The organism is Rhizorhabdus dicambivorans (genome assembly GCF_002355275.1).
GTDB lineage: Bacteria > Pseudomonadota > Alphaproteobacteria > Sphingomonadales > Sphingomonadaceae > Rhizorhabdus > Rhizorhabdus dicambivorans.
This window is the reverse complement of record NZ_CP023451.1, coordinates 13,498-32,592: the sequence shown is the minus strand read 5'-3', so window position 1 is coordinate 32,592 and position 19,095 is coordinate 13,498. Positions and strand designations below refer to the sequence as shown.

The window sequence follows — 19,095 nt, the reverse complement described above, 5'->3', positions numbered from 1 at the left end:
GCTACGCTTACTGGTTGACGGGAGTGAGTCGTATGGCCCGACGCGACCTTCTGACAGGAGACGAGCGCCGAGCACTGTTCGGCGTACCGCTCGACCGCGCCTCGCTCGCCAAGTTCTACACCGTCATGCCCGAGCATCGGTCGCTGATCGAGGCGAGGCGTGGCGACGCCAACCGGCTTGGCTTCGCGCTCCACTTGGCGCTTCTGCAGTATCCAGGCTTTGGATTACGACACGACGAGGTGGTGCCCGACTTTCTGGCCCATTACATAGCGGACCAACTCGGCTTGCGATCGAGCACGCTGGCTGGCTATGCCCACCGCGCACAGACCCGGCTCGAGCACGCCTGGGAAGCAATGGGAAGTCTGGGCCTGCGCGGCTTCGAGCCCGGCGACGTGGGGCGCGCACTTGACGTCGCGACCGAGGCGGCGAGAGGAACCGAGCGCGGCATGGCCATTGCGACTGCGATCATCGACGACCTTCGCGCAGGCCGCATCGTTCTTCCGGCGCCAGCCCGCATCGAGCGGATCGGGATCGCAGGAAGGGCAAGGGCGCGCAAGCTCGCGGCCGACATCGTGGTGGCCGCACTCACGCCAGGGCAGGTCGGCGCCCTCGACGCTTTGCTGGTCGCCGATCAGAAAAGTGGGGTGACCCCGCTCGCGTGGTTGCGCGACACGGGCGACAGCCCATCCGCCCGAAATCTCGCCGGCATCCTCGCTCGCCTGTCCTACGTCCGCGGCATCGGCATCGACGCGCGGGTGGCCGAGAGCATCCACGAGCGCCGATTTCGCCAACTCGTACGTGAAGGAGCAGTTGCGCCGGCATTCCTCCTCTCGGACTATTCGCTCCGTCGCCGGCGAGCGACCTTGGCCGCGGCCATGATCGACCTTGAAGCCCGGCTCGCCGATGCCGCGATCGAGATGTTCGCCAAGCAGACCGGGCTCCTATTCGCCAAGGCGCGAGCCTCGCAAAAACGCCGCTACGAGGCGACCACCAAGGACGTCGGCCGCCTCATGCGAATGTTCGGATCGACGATCGGTACGCTTCGTGTCGCGCGCGAAGACGGGCTTGATCCTTGGTCTGCGCTCGAGACCGGCGTTGGCTGGGACCGGTTGATGGGTGTGGCCGATGAGGTGTCCGCGATCGCCGATCTCGCTCGTGACGAGCCGTTGGTCAGGGCGTCCGACAAGTACATGACGCTTCGTCGATATGCGCCGGCTTTCCTGGACGCATTCCGGTTCAAGGCCACGGGGTCGCGCGATGGCGTGCTCGCGGCCGTAAAGCTGGTGCGCGAGTTGAACGCGACCGGCAAGCGCGAGGTGCCGATCGACGCACCCATGCCATTCCCGAAGAGCTGGAAAGCCGCGATCACGGAGGGCGGAAGCATCGATCGGAGACGATATGAGACGGCAACCGTCGCTATGGTGCGCGAGCGGCTTGGCTCGGGAGACCTGTGGGTGGAGGGTACCCGCGACCACCTTCGCTTCGATGCCTATCTGCTGCCCCGCTCCGAGGCCGCAGCAATCGCCGGTAATCTGCCTTTCGACACCGACGTGGACCGCTACCTCGACGGACGTGCCAAGTTGCTCGACTGGCGGCTGCGCCGGTTCGGCAATGCACTGAAGCGCGGCACGCTCGACGGCGTCGAGCTGAGGGGCAACGAATTGCGCGTCACCCCGGTCGCGGCAACGACACCCGCGGCAGCCGACCAGCTCGATGCACTCGTTGATCGGATCATGCCTAAGGTCCGCATCACCGAGCTTCTGGCCGAGGTGGCGAGACGCACCGGCTTTGTGTCAGCTTTCCCCGAACTCCGTTCGGGGCGGACGCATCCCAATCCCGAGGCCCTTCTTGCGGCCATCCTGGCGGACGCGACCAATCTCGGGATCGAGCGAATGGCTAACGCCAGTCAGGGTATCAGTTACGCGCAGTTGGCGTGGACACACAGCTGGTATCTCTCGGACGAGAACTATGCGGGCGCGCTGCGCCACCTGATCGATGCGCAGGCCGCCCTGCCGCTCACCCGGCTCTGGGGAGACGGCACCACGTCGAGTTCGGATGGGCAGTTCTTCAGGAGCGGTCGCCGCGGGTCCGCCGGTAGCGTCAACCTGCATTACGGCTCGGAACCCGGGCAGAAGATCTATACCCACGTCGCCGACACCTATGCCCCGTTCCACGCCCGGCTGATCTCGGCGACCGCGGCCGAGGCGCCCTACGTCCTCAACGGTTTGGTCGCCCACGGAACCGGCATCGAACCGGCCACCCATTACGCCGACACCGGCGGCAGTTCCGACCATGTGTTCAGCCTGGCGCATCTGCTCGGTTTCCGGTTTGTCCCGCGCCTGCGCGACTTGGCAGACCGCAAGCTCGGCACATTCGAGGGCCAGAGTCGCTACCCTTCGCTGGCGCCCCTGATCGGCCGCCCGATCAACACCTCGGTGATCCGCGAGAGCTGGGACGAGCTGGTCCGTCTGGCCGCATCCATCAAGGCCCATGCCGTGCTGCCGTCGGTCATGCTGAAGAAGCTGGCCGCGCACCGCCGTCAGAACCGTCTCGATTTCGCGCTCCAGGAGGTGGGCCGCATCGAGCGCGCACTGTTCACAATCGACTGGTTGGAATCGAAGCAGCTCCGGCAGCAGTGCCAGGCCGGACTGAACAAGGGCGAAGCGCGGCATTTCCTCGCCCAGGCCGTCTTCGCGCACAAGCAGGGCCGGTTGCGGGATCGCACGTTCGAGGACCAGGCGCTCAAGGCATCGGGGCTGAACTTTGTCACCGCCGCCATCATCTATTGGAACACACTTTATATGGGCCGGGCAGTCGATCACCTACGCCGATCGGGCGAGCCTGCCCCCAACGAGTTGCTTGCGCATGTCGCGCCGCTGGGCTGGCGGCATATCAGCCTCACCGGCGACTATCTTTGGCAGAACACCGGCCATGGCGTCGATAACGACGGCTTCAGGCCGCTCAATCTTGGCGTCGAACCCATCGACCAAGTTGCATGAAGGGGGTCGAAGCTCATCTGACCCCGCAATGTTGCCTCTATGTTCAACTTACCGCTGTCCGTGTAACAAACCTTGAAGTGCCCCCTTCGTCGATCTATGGTCGTGAGGTCGTAAGCTTGGCTGGTCTTACAAGCGCCCCCATCTTCCGTCTGCGGGTGATGCCGTCTGTCGGGTACAAGGTCGTATACGCGGTCAGGACAACTCCCCGCGGGATAGATCTTCGTCGGACAGAAAATTCTATTCAATCACACGTCGAGGCCGATAAACTGCTCTATGGTTGTCTCCGGTCCGATGTTGCGTCCGGCTATGCGGTCGTGAATCCGTATTTCATCCTATCGGGGGCAACCCCCGTCAAACACATCGCAATCGCCCCGGGGCGCGTTACCCCGCGAAACTCTGTATAATCGCAAGGGCCGCAGGATGGATGCCGAACAGGCGGGTTGCCCTGTGCCAAAAGTCATCATTGGCGGTGGGCAGGGCCGCCGATTCTTGTATTGGCAAGTCCGGACAGATACCATCATTATTTGCTCATAAGGGCTGAGGCTTGACTCCCAGCTTCTGTCCATCCCAGTCCAAGCGACTTCTGTATGGCAACATAGCTGGCGGTGAGGGCCGCAACCGCACTGTGCAGGTTTGCCTCTGCAAGCCGCTGCTGGCGGTCAGCCTCAAGAGCGTCGCCTCTCGAAATGACCTGCCGCGCATAGCGCTGCCGCATCAGCGTTGCCGCTTCATCTGCTGACCGCTTGATTTCGGCAAAAGCGGCGACGTTTCGCCTTTGCTGTGCAAAGCGCGCAAGCGACGTCTCCGCATCCTCAAGCGCGCCGAGCACTACCTGCCGATATTGTGCCTCGGCTTCATCGCGACCAGAGCGTGCCTGTGATATCGCCGCTGACGTTCGTCCAAAATCGAGCAAGCCCCATTGCAGCTGAGGGACGGCGATGTTGGAAATATTGCCCAGATCTACCAGGTCTCCGATCGACGTGCCGCCAATCCCGAGAATCCCCATGAAGCTGATTTTCGGAAAACGAGCTGCTTCCGCGACTCCTATCCGGGAAGTTGTGGCAGCGAGACTGCGCTCCGCAGCGCGGATGTCGGGACGGCGACGCAGGAGCGCCGAAGGGTCTCCGATCGACACCCGCGCAGGGGGCATCGGGATATCGCGCCGTGGCGTCAATAGCGGATCGAGAGATCCCGGCGCTTCACCGGCGAGAACCGCTAGCGCATTCATATATATTACGATCTCAGCATCGGCTGCGGCGAGATCGCTGATCGTGGCCTGAACCGCGCGGTTCGCTTGGCCGACAGTAAAGGCCGGGATTGTGCCTTGCCCGAAACGCTGCCGGGCTAGGGCGAGCTGCTGCCGCTGAATGTCGAGACCTTCGCGAAAAGCGGCGGCGCGCTGCTGCCGGTCACGAAGATTGGTATAGGTCTGCGCGACTTCAGCGCTGAGCTGGACCTTTGCGTCTGCAACATTATACGCCGCTGCCGCCGCCAGCGCGTTTGCCGCTTCGATTTTTCGCACCTGCCCGCCCGCGAGATCTATTTCCCAGTTTGCGTTCAGACCAAGGTTGTAGAAACGCAGAGACGTGTCCGCATCCTGGGCGGATGAAGGCGCCGGAACAGGTGTGGGTGTAGTACTTCCTTGACTGGTCTGGAGATCGATCCCGGGAAGATCGGCAAATATGGCCGTGCCCTGAGCACCAGCCGTCGGCAGGCGGTTTGCTCGCTCCTGGCGTACAGACGCACGGGCTTGGCGAAGTCGGGCCTGCGCAACATCAATCGAGGGATTCGCGACAAGAGTGCGCCGCTCGAGCTCATCGAGAACCGGATCTTGCAGCGTCGCCCACCATTCGGCGAGTTCAGGCTCGCTGGTCGATGCATCTGCTGGTTGACGAACGAATGTTGGCCGCGGCGCGGCTTGGCCGAGCTCTGGTGGTCCGGAATAGTCCGGGCCGACCACACATCCACCAAGGAGCAGCGGAAGGATGAGACCACTTAACTTTGCCATTACCACCTCAATGCATCGTCAGCGACATCCCCTTGGGGAGCGGGCGAAGGAAAAACACGAACGGGAGCGTCACAAAAGTCGCTACCGCCATCGTCAAAAATATGTCGTTATAGGTCATGACGAACGCCTGCTGCTGAATAGTGCCAGCGAGCGACTGAAGGCCGGCGTCCATATTTCCCAGAGTATGAGACATCCCCGCGATATACTCCTGCACGCTTGGATCGTTTGCCCACAGCGTTTCCTCCATCCGTCGGCTGTGGAGTGACATGCGCTGGTCCTGGAACGACGTCAGGGCCGCCAGAGCGAATGAGCCACCGAGGTTTCGCGCAGCATTGAAGATGCCCGAGGCATCTCCAGCATCCTCCTTGCTGACTGAGGTAATGGCGGCTTGGTTCAGAAAGAGCATGACAAAGATCATCCCCACCCCGCGCAGCAGCTGACCGGTAGTAAAGGCTTCGCCTGCGGATTCCACTGTGAGACTGGTGTTCACAAAGCAGCTAGCAGCCATAAGCGCGAGGCCAGCACCAACGGCCAGCCTGATGTCGACAAACCGCATCAGAAACGGTACGAATGGCATCACAAAGAAGGCAGGAACGCCCATGAGAAAAATGACCTGTCCGGTCTCGAGGGCATTATAGTCGGCGATAAGCGACAGGAATTGCGGGATGACGAAGGTCGATCCGTACATCACCATGCCCAGCGCTAGCGCCATTATAACGACGCTGCCGAACTGTCTGCTCATGACGATTCGCAACTTAAGGACGGGCTTTGTTGCCCGGATCTGTCCGATCCCCAACATCACAAACCCTGCTACTGTTATAAACGTCAGCCGGATGATAAGCGTCGATTCGAACCAGTCTTCACGGTGCCCCTCCTCGAGCACGATCGTCAGTCCTCCAAGGCCAAGGATCAGGCCTATAATACCCAACCAGTCGGCCTCGCGAAGATAGACCCAATTCGTACGTTCGTGCGGCAGGCCGAGCAACAGGAGCAAGAGGAGTATCCCGCAGACCGGCACATTGACGAAGAAGGCATAATGCCAGCTCAAATTTTCCGTCAGCCAGCCACCGAGCAAGGGGCCAAGAACGGGCCCCAAGATTACTGTCATTCCGAAAAGGGCCATCCCGATAGGCTGCTGGGGTGGCGGGAGTCGCTTTGCGACAATCGTCATGGCGGTCGGTATCAGCAGCCCTCCCATAAGGCCCTGCCCGGTTCGTCCGATGATCATCGTCATAAGGTCGGTGGCGATGCCGCATAGGATGGAGAACCCGGTAAAGGCAGTCACGGAAATGAGAAGGAGGGTTCTCAGTCCCAAAAGCCGCTCCAGCCAAGCGCTCAGCGGAATGACGACGATCTCGGCAACGAGAAAGGCGGTGGCGATCCACGTTCCCTCAGTGCCGGTTGCTCCGATTTCGCCTTGGATCGTTGGCAGTGCCGAGTTGACGATCGAGATGTCGAGGGTCGCCAGCAGTGCGCCGAGCGAGCCGGCAGCCACAGCGATCCAAGCGGTCAAGTCCGCACGCGCGGAACGAGCTGCGTCTGGAGATGCTGTGACCGTGACCACTGTCAACGCTTCCGGCTTACGGCCTGACGGAGTCGATCCATCTCTCCTCTGGCTGAACGCGTATCGACCGTTACTCCAACCGACATTCCCGGCACAAGGAGCCTGCGCACTTCGAGAGGAGCATCGATTGCAATGCGTACAGGCACGCGCTGTACGATCTTTGTGAAGTTTCCGGTCGCATTCTGGGGGGGGAGCACCGAGAACTGGGCGCCCGTGCCAGGAGCGACACTGGCAATACGCCCGGTCAGTTCGACGCCAGGGAGCGCATCGATTTCGATGCCAACAGGCTGGCCGACGCGCATAAGCCCCAGTTGAGTCTCTTTGAAATTCGCCTCTATGAACAATCGATCGACAGGAACCAGTGTCATCAGGCGCGTACCGGGCTGCACGAATTGCCCGACACGGACAGCCAGGTCGCCCACACGGCCATTGATGGCAGCCTTAAGCACTGTCGATTCGACGTTGACGCGCGCCACCTTGAGTTGGGCACGCGCGGCCTCTGCTTGCGACTGGGCCTGACGTACCTGCGCGCTCAGTGTACCGACACGCCGTTGCGCGGCAATCAGCGCGGCATGCGCAGCATTGGTTCGCTCGCGAGCTTGCCGTGCCTGCGTCTGAAGCTGCGCGAAACGCTCCCCTGGCTCGGCGCCGGATGCGGCAAGCGGCTGATATCGCGTAACCTGCTGTGCGGCGAAAGCAGCCTCGGCGCGCGCCGCGTCGAGCTGGGCTTGCGCTTGCGCTATGGTTGCCTGTTGTTCGGAAATCTGAGAGCGCGTCGTATCCCCCGCAGCCGTTGCCGTTTCGATCTGGCTGGTAATCTGTTCAGTCTGCGCCCGATATTCGCGGGGATCGAGTTCAGCTAGAGACTGCCCCTGCCGAACCGTCTGATTCTCGATAACGAACACCCGTTCAACATATCCGGCGATCTTGGGCGCTGTGATGACGGAATCCGCCGCAACATAGGCGTTGTCGGTCACCTGCATGTATCGGCCCCGGTTCTGATGATCCAAGTACCAGACAAGGCCACCAATGAGCAGCAAGATCGCGCTAATGAGCATCGCCAGGCGAACGCGTGGCGATTTAAGCGGGGACGCTGCCGATTCGCCGAGGCCCTCAGGATCCGCCGAAGCAGTGGCCGACTTGTCCGCCATATAAATTACAATTCCCCATGATGCGCGGTGCGGTTCTGCTCTTGCAGCATTAAAGGGCGCTCGGCAATTGCATATTATATGGAACCTCAGCGTTTACGCCCCTATCATTCGCTCTTGCCCGACGCCGCTGGACCGGTACTAACCATCAGCCGCCCTATCAGGCTGTAGCTCCCCCCAACTTCACGTCAGAATCAGAATATACCGAGGAACGATTTGTTAAGCTGGGGCACAAATACAGAAGCTGAACGCGCATGATGCCCACCATTTCGGCGAGAAGATTACTGGTGCCTACAGGACGGTCGATAAAAACTGAGCCGAGATCCGATGTCCAGGTTCAATCCGCGCAACGATGGGCTATCGTGATATGAGCAGCGCCATCCGAAAATTGCCGTGCCACTTTGATTGGATGGGTGCCGTCACCTTGTCCGACAGCGATATTATGGGCGGTCTCGACCGCTAGTACTTTCTTGTTAGTCTCGCCGGAGTTATTGCCCTGCAATGCCAAGCTCACGAGATAATGCGCAGCCTCACACAGCGGCATTGAATTCAATAGCGTCAGCTTTCGTCGTTAATTTTTACTACCCGGACAGCGCCGTGCGAGCGCTGTTCCACGAAGAAAGCCGCGGCGCGCGAAGCCGGCGTCGATTGCTGACGCCAGGCGTCTTTCGGCCGGAGCTGCGCCCGAAATCTCCCGAACTAAGCCCCGAAACGGTATGATTGTGTTAACAATAGTTTTTCCTCCAGCCTCGGCTAGCCGACCAGGCCTGTTCTCTTTTTTGTTGTTGCCGACGGCAAAATCAGGTCCGAGGACGCTATCGAGCTCCGTGGTTGCGGCCTTGATCTGCGCACAGGATTTCAAACCGGAGAGGCCATATGGATTTTCTTGCGCTCTTTCCAGAATAACTGGAATTTCAGTTTTGGCCGCGCCAATATCTTTCGCCGGCTGAGTGACGATTTCCCGACCGCGGTCAACTGTCTCATCTTTTCTGGCGGGTTGCTCGGGGCTTTGTCCAAGAGCCGCCATGGCAAAAATAAGTATCATCATCCGCCAAATATCCTGAAGACAAGGTTGAAAGCATAAACACGACCGCTGTGGGGTTCACTGTTGCCGCGCTTGAAATAACAGCAGATGCCCACAAGGGCATGACGATCACATTGAGTGGCGCCCGTGAAGAACGGGCGCCACTATGATCATTGACCGCCGGTCAATGCTGAAGGAAGAAGTGCCTTCCCGTTGGTGAGTTCTTGCTCAAGTGTGGGAACGGCGGTGCCCGCGACTTGCTTCAAGGCTGGGTCGGTGCCGTCTTGCGCATAGCCTTTGTTGATGGCCCATGCCGCCTGCAGTACCTGGGCGGACTGGGATAGATAAAGATTATCGAAGCTGCCGCGCGGCGTCTTCTGGAGCAGCTTCACGAGTGCGGCTCTGTCGGAGGAAAGCGATGACGATGGCGCTTTTATCGTCCGCTGATCGTTGCGCAGCGCCGCCATGAGAGCTTTCTGGGCGATTTGCGCTTCTGTCTGAACACGTTTGGCATAAGCCTTCACATCGTCACGCTGGGCCTTGGTCACGGCGAGCTGCGCCGCTTTTATTTGATAGAGGTTCGCATCCGATGCAGCCATCACAAACGCTGGCTCATTCTGTCCAGCTATCGGTGTCGTGCCGGTATCCATGCTCGACATTGAACCTGTGTTCGTTGGCGAAACAGCTTGGGCAAGAGCCCCTGAACCTGAAAGCGCTAGCGCGCCCGCGGCCATAATGACTTTCAGCATAGTACCTTCTCCGTAGAATAGATTGCGAGCGGTCAAGTGGCCGCATCACGTTAAACGTGACCACGTCGTAACGATGCTGTTGGATAATCGTTCCACCATCACCCGCATTGCATAAATTGAATTGTCAAATCAATAGCAATTGAATCGGCAGCAGATTCCATTGGCTAATCGGATAGAAATATTAGGAATTGCAAGATTTGACTTATCACATGGTCGATATGCTATCGCTTATTAAGACCTGGAACCCGATATTCACTATCTTACTTAATTTGGCTCCGATCGGGTCGGTCCTTCAAATAAAAACAAAACTCGTAGATACCTACGAAGGTATCCGGCGCATGGCGATTTTGTACATGCAATTACGCCCGAAAGTTGCTGAGATCGGCGACAGGCTCATGATCAATTTATCTCCTGCTTGCGATCCATCCGATCCTTGGATGTATCTAGCGCGCGCTCTGTGGAATGCTTCCGCGCTGTATCCGCGGACCAATCCGTCAATTCTGTGGTTGAGCGAGCTACTGCACGATCGAAAGCGGCGACTATCCCACTTGTGGTATTTGCGGAAGCTGGCTCCTGCACCAAGAAGCGCTTGGCCTCGACGGGACGACGATCAGAAAGATCAAACAGGGTTGCATCGCCTTCGATAATGACAGTGGGCGGTGCTTTTTCACCCCCATCTAGGGCATACCTTGCTTCGAATCGCTCGATATCAATCTGCAGCGCATGCGATGCCCCGGTGGCGTTTCTCACGCCCGTCAGGCGCACGTCAGGTGCCCGCGCCGCATATTGACGCATCAGCGCCTGGGTGAAAAGATCGGGGACCGGCGCCACCCAACGAACCCCCTTGAGGTAGAGCGCACGCTCCCCCCGCGTGGTGAGCATGCGATCGCCCTCCACCTCCTGCGAGAACCGGGGGCGAAGCAGAGATACAGAGCGAGTCGGGAGCGCACCCTGCATCCCGGTGACGGGCGTGGGGTCAACCACGCCAAACCTGAAAAGGTCAGCGCGCTCGCCGCCGCCTAGCAGGTTTCCACAGCTAGCCAGCAGCAAGGCGCTCGACAGAAGTGCAAAAGTCCGATTCCTGGTTGATAATGTCACTTAGGCAACTCCAGTTCAGTACCCCGGCTTTTGGCCAGAGCTTCGCGGGGACTTTGTCGGATCCCGCGAATTAGCCCGTCCAGCGATTCAGCTGTTTCTTGCAATGTCAGCATAGTCGCATTGATATTAGGGATCGTGGTCGTGCCGATATCGGCGCTTTGCGTGTCGAGTTTGGCGATCACGCCGCGAGCCTCATGAACTGCCGATTTGAGCTCGTTTGCCGCTTGGGAGATGTCGGCGAAGGCGCGCTTGCCATCGCCATCGGCAATCTGCCGAACGGACGAGGCCGCGCCCTGAATATCGTCAGCCGCCCGATCCAGTTTGGCGAGCGCAGAACCGGCATGGGCGAACATGGTCCGATTGGCCGCCAGTTCCGCCGTAGTCATTCGGACATCGCGAATGGCGCCGCCGATGTTGGCGATATTACGGTCAGACAGGACCTTGTTCACACGGCTCAGTGCCTCGGTCGCGCTTGCCACCACCTGTCCGCCGCCTTGCAGCAACGAAGACATAGCGTTGGGCTTGCTGGGGATGACAGGTCGCTTACCGTGATCATTGGTCTTGAGAAGGGGCTTGCTCGGCGTGCCAGCGCTGATTTGAACGATGCTGACCCCTGAGATGCCCTGACTTTCAGAGGATGCGACCGAATCTTCGCGGACCGGTGTCCCGCGCGTCAGTTCGATATCCGTGATAACACGGTTGGGGTCGCGTTGGTCGAGGCGGATTCCGCCGATTTCCCCGACCTTGATGCCGTTGAACTGCACTTCGCCTCCAACGCTTAAGCCTCTGACCGGCCCATGAAACACGATCTGGTAAGAATCACTTCCTTTGGCCGAACCGCCGAGCCAGACAACAAAAACAAGCGTGGCGATAAGCAACGCGATGGAGGCGGCGCCTACCAGAGCATAGTTGGCATGGCGTTCCATCAGCTTTCTTTCTCTTTTTTGGCGGCACGGCCTCGCGGTCCCAGAAGATAGCTCCGGATCCACGGGTGATCTGACCGTTCAAGTTCTTTGATCGTTGCAACAGCGGCGATTTTCTTGTCAGCGACAACCGCAACGCGGTCGCAAATCGCGTACAGAGTATCGAGGTCGTGGGTGATTATGAACACGGTGAAGCCAAGAGCATCCCGCAATGTTCTGATAAGATCATCGAATTCGGCTGCAGCAATTGGATCGAGGCCGGCAGTCGGCTCGTCGAGAAAGAGGATATCCGGATCCAGCGCGATTGCGCGGGCTACCCCCGCGCGCTTGCGCATTCCGCCAGATAGCTCGGCAGGCTTCAAGCAGCCTGCATCTTCCGGCAAACCAGCAAGCTTGATCTTCAGCCTTGCAAGATCGTGCACATACTCATGTGTGAGTTTCGTATGTTCTAGAAGTGGCGCCTCGACATTTTCCTGTACGGTGAGAAAGGAGAATAATGCGCCTTGCTGGAACATCACCCCAATCCGACGCTCGACTTCACTGTGCGCTTGCGGATCGCGGATGTCCTGCCCGAATATCTCGACGGATCCGCCATCGGGCTGCTTGAGGCCCAGGATAGTGTTGAGCAGCACCGACTTACCGGAACCCGATCCGCCAACCACACCCAATATCTCACCGCGCTTGACCTCAAGGCCGAGATCCTCATGGATGACCTTGTCGCCAAAAGCCGTGCGCAGGCCTTTGACGCGAATGGGCACGTCTTCGGCATCGGTTTCCAGAGGCGCGCTCACAGATCGAGCGCCATGAAGATCACCGCGAAAATCGCATCGAACATAATGACCATGAAGATTGACTGGACGACCGCGGATGTCACATTTTGACCAAGGCTTTGGACATCGCCGCCGACCATAAGGCCATGCCGACAGCCCGCAGCAGCGATGATCAGAGCCAGAAACGGCGCTTTGCACATGCCTATCCAGAAATGCTTAATGTCTACCGTTTCGAGCGTACGCTGGATGAAAAAGACCGGGCTGATATCAATCGTCACCCAACTGACCAACAGTCCGCCAGCAAGACCGCCGATATCCGCGCAGAAGGTCATGAGAGGCATCATGAGAAGCGCGGCTAATATGCGCGGGATTACCAGCGCATCGAAACGGTCCACACCCATAACCTGCATCGCATCGGTTTCCTGGTTCATCCGCATCGAACCGATCTGAGCGGCAAAGGAAGATGCGGAACGTCCAGACAGAAGGATGGCGGTGATCACTACGCCGAACTCGCGCAGGATGGCCACGCCCACCAACTGGATCGTGAACACCTCAACGCCAAGCGTTGTCAAAAGGTTGGTGCCAACAAGCGCAATGACCGCGCCGATGAAGAAGGTCATGATAAAAACTATCGGAAGCCCATTAATGCCCGCGTCCTGCATGAAAGCGACAAGCGGCGTCATGCGCAATCGGCGAGGATTGCCAAGCGTACGGCCGAGCGCGATAATAAGCTGTCCAGTGAACACCAGCATCTGGTAGGCGTCACCGGCGGTCCCGATTACCTGACGGCCGAAGCGCTCGAAAAATCCTAGAACACCAGTGACGCCAGCCTTACCGGACGACTCTTGTTCAAGGGCAGGTCGAACAAGGTCTATCAGCCTTTGCAAATCCTCTCTTTCGCCAAAGTCAATTTCGGCGCCTGGAGCCATGGACCGCAAAAGTAGGAGGGCACCAGCAGTGTCGATCCGCCCTAGAGCAGAAAGATCGAGACGCTGCACGTCTAGACTCCTGGCCGCCTGGGCATCCAGGCGCCCTTCCGCATCGCCCAAAGCAAGCGAAGTCCAGTCACCGCTCACATGCAGAGTCTGGCCGCCACCCTCGTCAATATGCCAATCTGCCGCGATCATCGCACTGGCAGCATGGGAATTGAACAGCGGACGATTTCGGCTGCTGCTGGCATCAACGCCACGCAGCGCATATCTTGAACTACGCCATGGTCAAGCATTGGGGTCTCACGATGACGATCGAGCAATGGCGCGCCAAAGGCCAAGAGCGGTCAGCTTCGTCGCAGTCATAACTTTATCCTCTCCTCTTGCCATGCCATCAAAGATTGAGCAAGGACATAACATATGGAACCTCAGGAAGTTCATTTGCGCGCGCTCGCGACGGCCTTTGGCTGGACCTGGTACAGAATGCGGCGGCTGATCGACGCGCACCTTGCGTCCCAAGGTGCATCGATGGCCCGTCTTAAGCTGCTAGTATATCTCGCCGAGCAACCCAGCCGCTCAACCGATATTGCAAGCTTCTTCGATCAGGCCCCGCGCACGGTAACCCAGGCGATTGACTGGTTGGAGCAGAATGGTCTGGTCACACGCTCGCCCGTTGAAGAGGACCGCCGTGTAAAGCTCGTGGAAATCACGGACGCAGGCAGGGCGATGCTGGAGCAGGCCCTGCCACTCTACGATGGCATTGTGGCAAAGACCTTCGGCAGCTTGACCGCGGAAGAACTGGAAGCATTGGATAGGGCGATCCTTCACCTCGACAAGGTCGTGGATCAACTCGAAACGCAAGCTGGCTTCCGCCAAGGTCGGGTCCCCACGCTCAAGGCACATAACGATGGCTGATCCTCATTTGATGGACGGGCCTGAAGCGGTCGCATTGAAGGAGCGGGAGCGGTTCGCACAAATCCTGCTTCTGTTCGGGCGACATGGCCTCAAGGGAATGGCCTCCCGGCTAGGTCTCAGACTGGGTGGTGAGGAACCATTTGATAGCGCTCGACCAGAAGCAGTCGTTGCGCTGCTGCAAGATATCGGTCCTGCGGCGGTCAAGTTCGGGCAGATTCTTGCAATGCGAAGTGATCTGTTGGAGCCCGATTGGATCGATGCGCTTTCGAAACTTCAGGACCGGGTTCCGCCGCTGCCGTTCGCCACCGTGCGACCACTTATCGAAGAGGCGATCGGCGGAACTGTGGAAAGCTATTTCGCCTCGTTTGAAGACGAAGCGATTGCGGCCGGCTCGATCGCTCAGGTCCATGCAGCAACGCTGCTCGACGGCCGGGACGTTATCGTCAAGGTCCGTCGTCCCGGGATCGAGCGGATTGTCGACGCCGACCTTCGGCTGCTGCGCCGCGTCGCCCGGATCGCAGAGCGCCGCATCCCCGAGATCGCGCGACTCAAGCCGGACGAACTGCTGCGCCACTTCGCTGAAAGTATCGATCGGGAAATGGACCTCGGCGCGGAAGCTCGCGCCAGCGATACGATCGGAGAGTATCTCAAAGCTTTCGGCGTGCGAACGGCTCGCTTCGACTGGGAGTTGTCCGGCAGGCGTGTCAACATACAGGAGCGGTTTCGAGGCCTCGCGGCAAGCGATCTGGAGGCGGCACGGCAGGGCGACCTTGATCTCACGAGCCTCGCCAGCACCTATGCGCAGGCGATCCTCCACATGATCGTCATCAATGGTCATTTCCACGCCGATCCCCACCCCGGCAACGTCTTTTTCCTGGAGGACGGAACGCTGGCGCTTATCGACTTCGGAGCGGTGGGGACGCTTCTGCCGAGACGCCGGGAGGAATTGGTACGGCTTGGCCTGGCGATCGCGGCGGCGGACACAAGCGGGGTCGTCGATATTCTGCTGCTTTGGGCGGGCGACCCTGATGTTGACCGTGTCAGGCTGGAAGAGGCCCTGGACGAACTGATCAACCGTTTCAGCAATGTTCTGCTGGAGCAAATTGACCTTACCGACATTTTCAAGATGGTCTTTGCGATACTGCGCGACTTTCATCTCGCGCTCCCGCCCGATCTGGCACTGGTGCTCCGGACGCTGCTCACAGCAGAGGGATTTGTCCGGCGCATCGATCCGACATTTGACATCACTCGAGAACTGGCTCCGCTGGCAAAGGAACTGATGCGCGAGCGAACGAGTCCTGCGCGATTGCGTGGCGAAGCGGGCAAGCTATTTGCAGCGCTTGGAAGAGCCGCCTTGTCAACGCCGAGCCTGGTGGGACAGATCGAGAGAGTTGCGCGTACCGGGTCTATCACCGTCAGTATCGCACCCAGGGATCTTGAACGATTGCGCGGCGATGAGCGCAACAGCAGAGCCACTCCCCAGCTCTACCCCGCAGCATTGGGAATATGTGCTGCAATCCTTTTCGCCTCGGAACCGATGATCGCCGGGCTGCTGGCGGTGCTTTCCATTGCCCTGGCAATTGGCGAACGAGTGAAGCGGCGATGATCACGTTCCAAATCTCGCGAAAAGTCAAAGCTTATTTGTCGCGCTGCCGGCTCCAGGATTTCTAGGTCGCATGGAAACGCGTTCGAACTGGTTGAAGGTGAGCCTTGTTGTCGGCCTGCTCATAGCCGCCGTCATTGGGTTCACCCTGTGGCTCATCCAGTCGCGTGAGGCTGACGGGGCCACGTATGAGGTGCAGTTTAAACAATCGGTCGACGGCGTTCAAATCGGATCGGGCGTCAACCTTCTTGGTGTTCCCGTCGGGAAAGTAACCCAGGTCCGGCTCCAACCTTCAAATCCGGGTACGGTGATGGTCCGGTTCGTCCTTACCAAGGACATCTTACTCCATCGCGGCGTGACAGCGTCGATCGATAAATCATTCTTCGATGGATCGGCAGAAATAAGCCTGGCGGGAAGCAACAAGCGTGAACCGGCACTTACAGTTCAAGCGGGACAGCCATTCCCGCTTGTGCCAGTGAAGACCGGCGGTCTCCTGAGCGGTGATCTCAATCCAGGCGAGATGATCGCCAAGATATCGTCAGGTGCCGAGAGCATCTCAAAGAAGCTGGACCCTGCCGGTCAGCGATCAATCGAGGAACGTCTTGGCCAACTCGCGCTGCGCTCGCGGGACTGGAAAAGCGATGCCAGTCAAATCGCGGCGGAGGTCCTGCAGGAAGACAGGATCCATTCTCTAGGGAATGTGATGGCTCGGGCGGGAGACGACGCGGAGAGGCTTCGCCTGAGGCTCGAGGCATCGCGGGGCGGTCTTCGCGACAGCCTCGGCCGGCCCTTGCATGATGCCGAAGGCAAGGCCCGGTCTCTGGGCCTATCCATTGCACACGCACGGCCCCGGATCAGGCAATTGGAAGGGGATGCGCAACAAATCGCCGAAACCGCCCGCTCCGTTCGCGAACCAGTTCGACGCGTGGGCGATGCGGCCAAGAAGATTGACCGGGAAGGCTTGGGATCTCCCAAACTACCTGACTACCGGCCCACGACTGAGGAACGGAAATAGATGATCGCGATCGACCGCTCAGGAACGGACCAACCCTCGTCTTCATGCACAGGCGCGCAATCAGCTTCTGTGAAGCACGAAGTCAGGACGATAGAACGACCCTCTCAATTCTTCGCGCGTGTGTGGATGCAACGTCCTGAAGTGGCGCAAAGGCAACGCCAAAAATGGACTAAGGGGTTTATCTTCAATCGGGCCTGCAAGACCGAGACTGGTGGATGACCGGGAAGAATCGCACAATCGATGGAGCCGCTGGTATCAGCCTGGCTGTTGAAGTGAAGGGCGAGTGCGGGGCGATGCCCGTCTTGCTTGCCCACGGGGCGGGTCAGACTCGCCGCGCCTGGAAGCGGGTAATGCAAGATCTGGTCGAGGCGGGGTTTCGCGCTATCGCTATCGACATGCGTGGGCATGGCGACAGCGACTGGTCGAGCGCAGGTGCCTATGACGTGCGCGACTTTGCGGCCGATCTCGTCGCGGTAGCATCAAGAATGGATCGCAAACCGGCTCTGGTAGGCGCCTCCCTTGGCGGCCTTGCCGGAATGATAGCCGAAGGAGACCTCGCCCCAGGCAGCTTCGCGTCGCTCACTCTTGTAGATATAGCCCCGCGTATCGATCCGGGCGGCGTGATGCGGGTGGTCAGCTTCATGCAAGAACATGTCGAGACTGGCTTTTCGTCTCCGGAAGAAGCTGCACAAGTCATTGCGCGCTACATGCCTCATCGTCGCAAGCGCAGAGCGGGTGATGGCCTGCGGCACTATCTCCGGCATAAAGAGGATGGCCGCTATTACTGGCACTGGGATCCAGCATTTATTAGCAATATGGTGGCTGCACATTGCAGCGATACCGCGCATCAGGAGCAGCAAGTCAATATATTATACAAGGCTGCCGCTAATTTGACGCTACCGCTTCATCTGATCAGGGGCGGATCTAGTGATCTTGTCTCGAAAGGCGCTGTCGAACATCTACGCGAATTGGCGCCGCATGCTGAATATACCGACATAATCGATGCCACGCATATGGTCGCAGGCGATGCAAACGACGCCTTTTCTGCCGCAATTCTCGGCTTTTTAGGGCGCCAGTCGACCTCCTAGAGGGACGAGCATGGGAGAAGAGATTTTGCTCCAGATCATCGAGGGTCGGACGACTTGCTGTGCAGAGCGCCATACATTGGTGGGTTTGCCTAAGATGACACTCGGTAACTGGCTGCTGCCTCGCTCACTGGACTGCTATCCATAACGAAGGTGACGAAAGTTGACGACCAAAAATCTGACCGGCATGCTGGCCAAAAAGATGCCGCAGGAAACAGGCACCGCGCGCACAAAGGGCGAAACCCTGTTCCAGCTATTCTTTGCGCTCATCCAATGGCCTTGGCTGTTGAAAAGCCTTTATGGGGGAAACAAAGCTGAAAAAAATGCTGTTCTTGAGCGTATAAACCTTGAACAGGACGCCTTGCCTCATCTTGGCAGCTGGAAAGCAGACACTTACCTTCTTCACAGGATTGTTGATGAGATTGAAGTCCGACAACCGAAAAATGTTGTGGAATTAGGTTCCGGAGTAACTTCGCTGGTTATCGCCAAAGCATTGTCGCTTCACGGTGGCGGGCATTTATACAGCTACGATCAGTATGAACCGTTCGTTGAGCAGATGGGCATTTGGCTCGCTGAGCACCACCTGTCGGCAAGTTTCAGCCATGCTCCGCTGAACTTTCGGGACAAGGCCTGGCCTGGATTATGGTATGTCTTGCATCACCTTCCAAAGACAATTGATCTGCTTGTCATAGATGGACCGCCTTGGTCAATACATCCCTTTACCCGAGGAATGGCGGAACGCCTTTTCGAACGTATCGCACCGGGAGGCCTTATCATGCTCGATGATGCAGCAAGACCAGGAGAAAGATACGTGGCGCGACGCTGGAGGAAAACCTGGAGAGACTTCGAGTTCAAGTTCGAAGGCAAGGGCGCCAAAGGCCTGCTAACGGGACGGAGGATCGACGGATCAGATAATCGCCAAAAGTGACGCTGCAATGCATTATCGACTTCCGTTGCTGATTCGGTTTGATCATTCCCAAGGGTTCCGGACGAGTCTTTGAAGGGCACGTCCGGAGCCTTTTGAGCACCAATGCTGCATTGGAGCGGATCATCTTGCCCATCCTCGAAGCATGGCGCAGCATGCGCAGCCAGACCGCAGAGCTCGGGAAGCAGCTCGTTTGCGGGGCACCAGAGCGACGCGTGCAAGCTGGCAGTCATAATGCATCAGATGCTGAAGACTGGCGAGCTGTTCGACAGGTCAGCAAACGCAAAGCCTTAAACCAGTTCACGAGGAAGCTAGAAGGAAAAACCATAGCCGATCACGC

General features: G+C 58.7%; 15 protein-coding genes and 1 pseudogene. 7 read left to right on the top strand and 9 right to left on the bottom strand.

Annotated features, from left to right (window positions below; genetic code table 11):
* Positions 1 to 32: 32 nt before the first annotated feature.
* Positions 33 to 2,999, top strand: coding sequence for a Tn3 family transposase (locus CMV14_RS24635; RefSeq protein ID WP_021224430.1), 2,967 nt, complete (start codon positions 33 to 35; stop codon positions 2,997 to 2,999).
* 520 nt (positions 3,000 to 3,519) lie between these two features.
* On the opposite strand, the gene CMV14_RS24630 is transcribed toward CMV14_RS24635, so the two are convergent.
* The 9 genes from CMV14_RS24630 to CMV14_RS24590 form a co-directional block, all read right to left on the bottom strand.
* Entirely contained in the window at positions 3,520 to 5,007 is a 1,488-nt protein-coding gene (locus CMV14_RS24630) for an efflux transporter outer membrane subunit (protein WP_050763085.1), read from the bottom strand.
* 7 nt (positions 5,008 to 5,014) lie between these two features.
* Positions 5,015 to 6,520, bottom strand: a complete 1,506-nt coding sequence (locus tag CMV14_RS24625) for an MDR family MFS transporter (RefSeq protein ID WP_009824031.1) — start codon at positions 6,518 to 6,520, stop codon at positions 5,015 to 5,017.
* 53 nt (positions 6,521 to 6,573) lie between these two features.
* Entirely contained in the window at positions 6,574 to 7,722 is a 1,149-nt protein-coding gene (locus CMV14_RS24620; RefSeq protein WP_009824032.1) for an HlyD family secretion protein, read from the bottom strand.
* A 568-nt stretch (positions 7,723 to 8,290) separates the two neighbouring features.
* On the bottom strand, positions 8,291 to 8,767 hold the full coding sequence (locus CMV14_RS24615; protein ID WP_139114817.1) for a hypothetical protein: 477 nt from the start codon (positions 8,765 to 8,767) through the stop codon (positions 8,291 to 8,293).
* A gap of 146 nt (positions 8,768 to 8,913) precedes the next feature.
* Positions 8,914 to 9,492 carry a DUF4142 domain-containing protein gene (locus tag CMV14_RS24610; protein WP_225870697.1) on the bottom strand — a complete coding sequence of 193 codons (579 nt, stop codon included), beginning with the start codon at positions 9,490 to 9,492 and terminating at the stop codon, positions 8,914 to 8,916.
* Positions 9,493 to 9,891: 399 nt separating this feature from the next.
* Complete coding sequence (locus tag CMV14_RS24605) at positions 9,892 to 10,449, bottom strand: ABC-type transport auxiliary lipoprotein family protein (RefSeq protein WP_232209517.1); 558 nt, start codon at positions 10,447 to 10,449, stop codon at positions 9,892 to 9,894.
* 137 nt (positions 10,450 to 10,586) lie between these two features.
* Positions 10,587 to 11,516 carry an MlaD family protein gene (locus CMV14_RS24600; RefSeq protein ID WP_009824036.1) on the bottom strand — a complete coding sequence of 310 codons (930 nt, stop codon included), beginning with the start codon at positions 11,514 to 11,516 and terminating at the stop codon, positions 10,587 to 10,589.
* Positions 11,516 to 12,304, bottom strand: a complete 789-nt coding sequence (locus CMV14_RS24595; protein ID WP_009824037.1) for an ABC transporter ATP-binding protein — start codon at positions 12,302 to 12,304, stop codon at positions 11,516 to 11,518. The genes CMV14_RS24600 and CMV14_RS24595 overlap by 1 nt, the downstream gene beginning before the upstream one ends.
* On the bottom strand, positions 12,301 to 13,410 hold the full coding sequence (locus CMV14_RS24590) for an ABC transporter permease (RefSeq protein ID WP_031291247.1): 1,110 nt from the start codon (positions 13,408 to 13,410) through the stop codon (positions 12,301 to 12,303). Before CMV14_RS24590 ends, CMV14_RS24595 begins: the two co-directional genes overlap by 4 nt.
* A gap of 222 nt (positions 13,411 to 13,632) precedes the next feature.
* Here CMV14_RS24590 and CMV14_RS24585 point away from each other — a divergent pair, with 222 nt between their 5' ends.
* The 6 genes and pseudogenes from CMV14_RS24585 to CMV14_RS27705 all read left to right on the top strand — a co-directional run.
* Positions 13,633 to 14,127, top strand: coding sequence for a MarR family winged helix-turn-helix transcriptional regulator (locus CMV14_RS24585; protein ID WP_009824040.1), 495 nt, complete (start codon positions 13,633 to 13,635; stop codon positions 14,125 to 14,127).
* The gene (locus tag CMV14_RS24580) at positions 14,120 to 15,733 is read left to right on the top strand and encodes an ABC1 kinase family protein (RefSeq protein WP_009824041.1); all 1,614 of its coding nucleotides are present in this window, start codon (positions 14,120 to 14,122) and stop codon (positions 15,731 to 15,733) included. The genes CMV14_RS24585 and CMV14_RS24580 overlap by 8 nt, the downstream gene beginning before the upstream one ends.
* 70 nt (positions 15,734 to 15,803) lie before the next feature.
* Complete coding sequence (locus CMV14_RS24575) at positions 15,804 to 16,745, top strand: MlaD family protein (RefSeq protein ID WP_009824042.1); 942 nt, start codon at positions 15,804 to 15,806, stop codon at positions 16,743 to 16,745.
* Between the two features lie 215 nt (positions 16,746 to 16,960).
* The gene (locus CMV14_RS24570) at positions 16,961 to 17,833 is read left to right on the top strand and encodes an alpha/beta fold hydrolase (protein WP_021245287.1); all 873 of its coding nucleotides are present in this window, start codon (positions 16,961 to 16,963) and stop codon (positions 17,831 to 17,833) included.
* A gap of 160 nt (positions 17,834 to 17,993) precedes the next feature.
* Positions 17,994 to 18,758, top strand: coding sequence for a class I SAM-dependent methyltransferase (locus tag CMV14_RS24565; RefSeq protein ID WP_021245286.1), 765 nt, complete (start codon positions 17,994 to 17,996; stop codon positions 18,756 to 18,758).
* Between the two features lie 32 nt (positions 18,759 to 18,790).
* Positions 18,791 to 18,958 (top strand): annotated as a pseudogene (locus CMV14_RS27705) (IS110 family transposase); the annotation flags it as partial.
* Positions 18,959 to 19,095 lie beyond the last annotated feature (137 nt).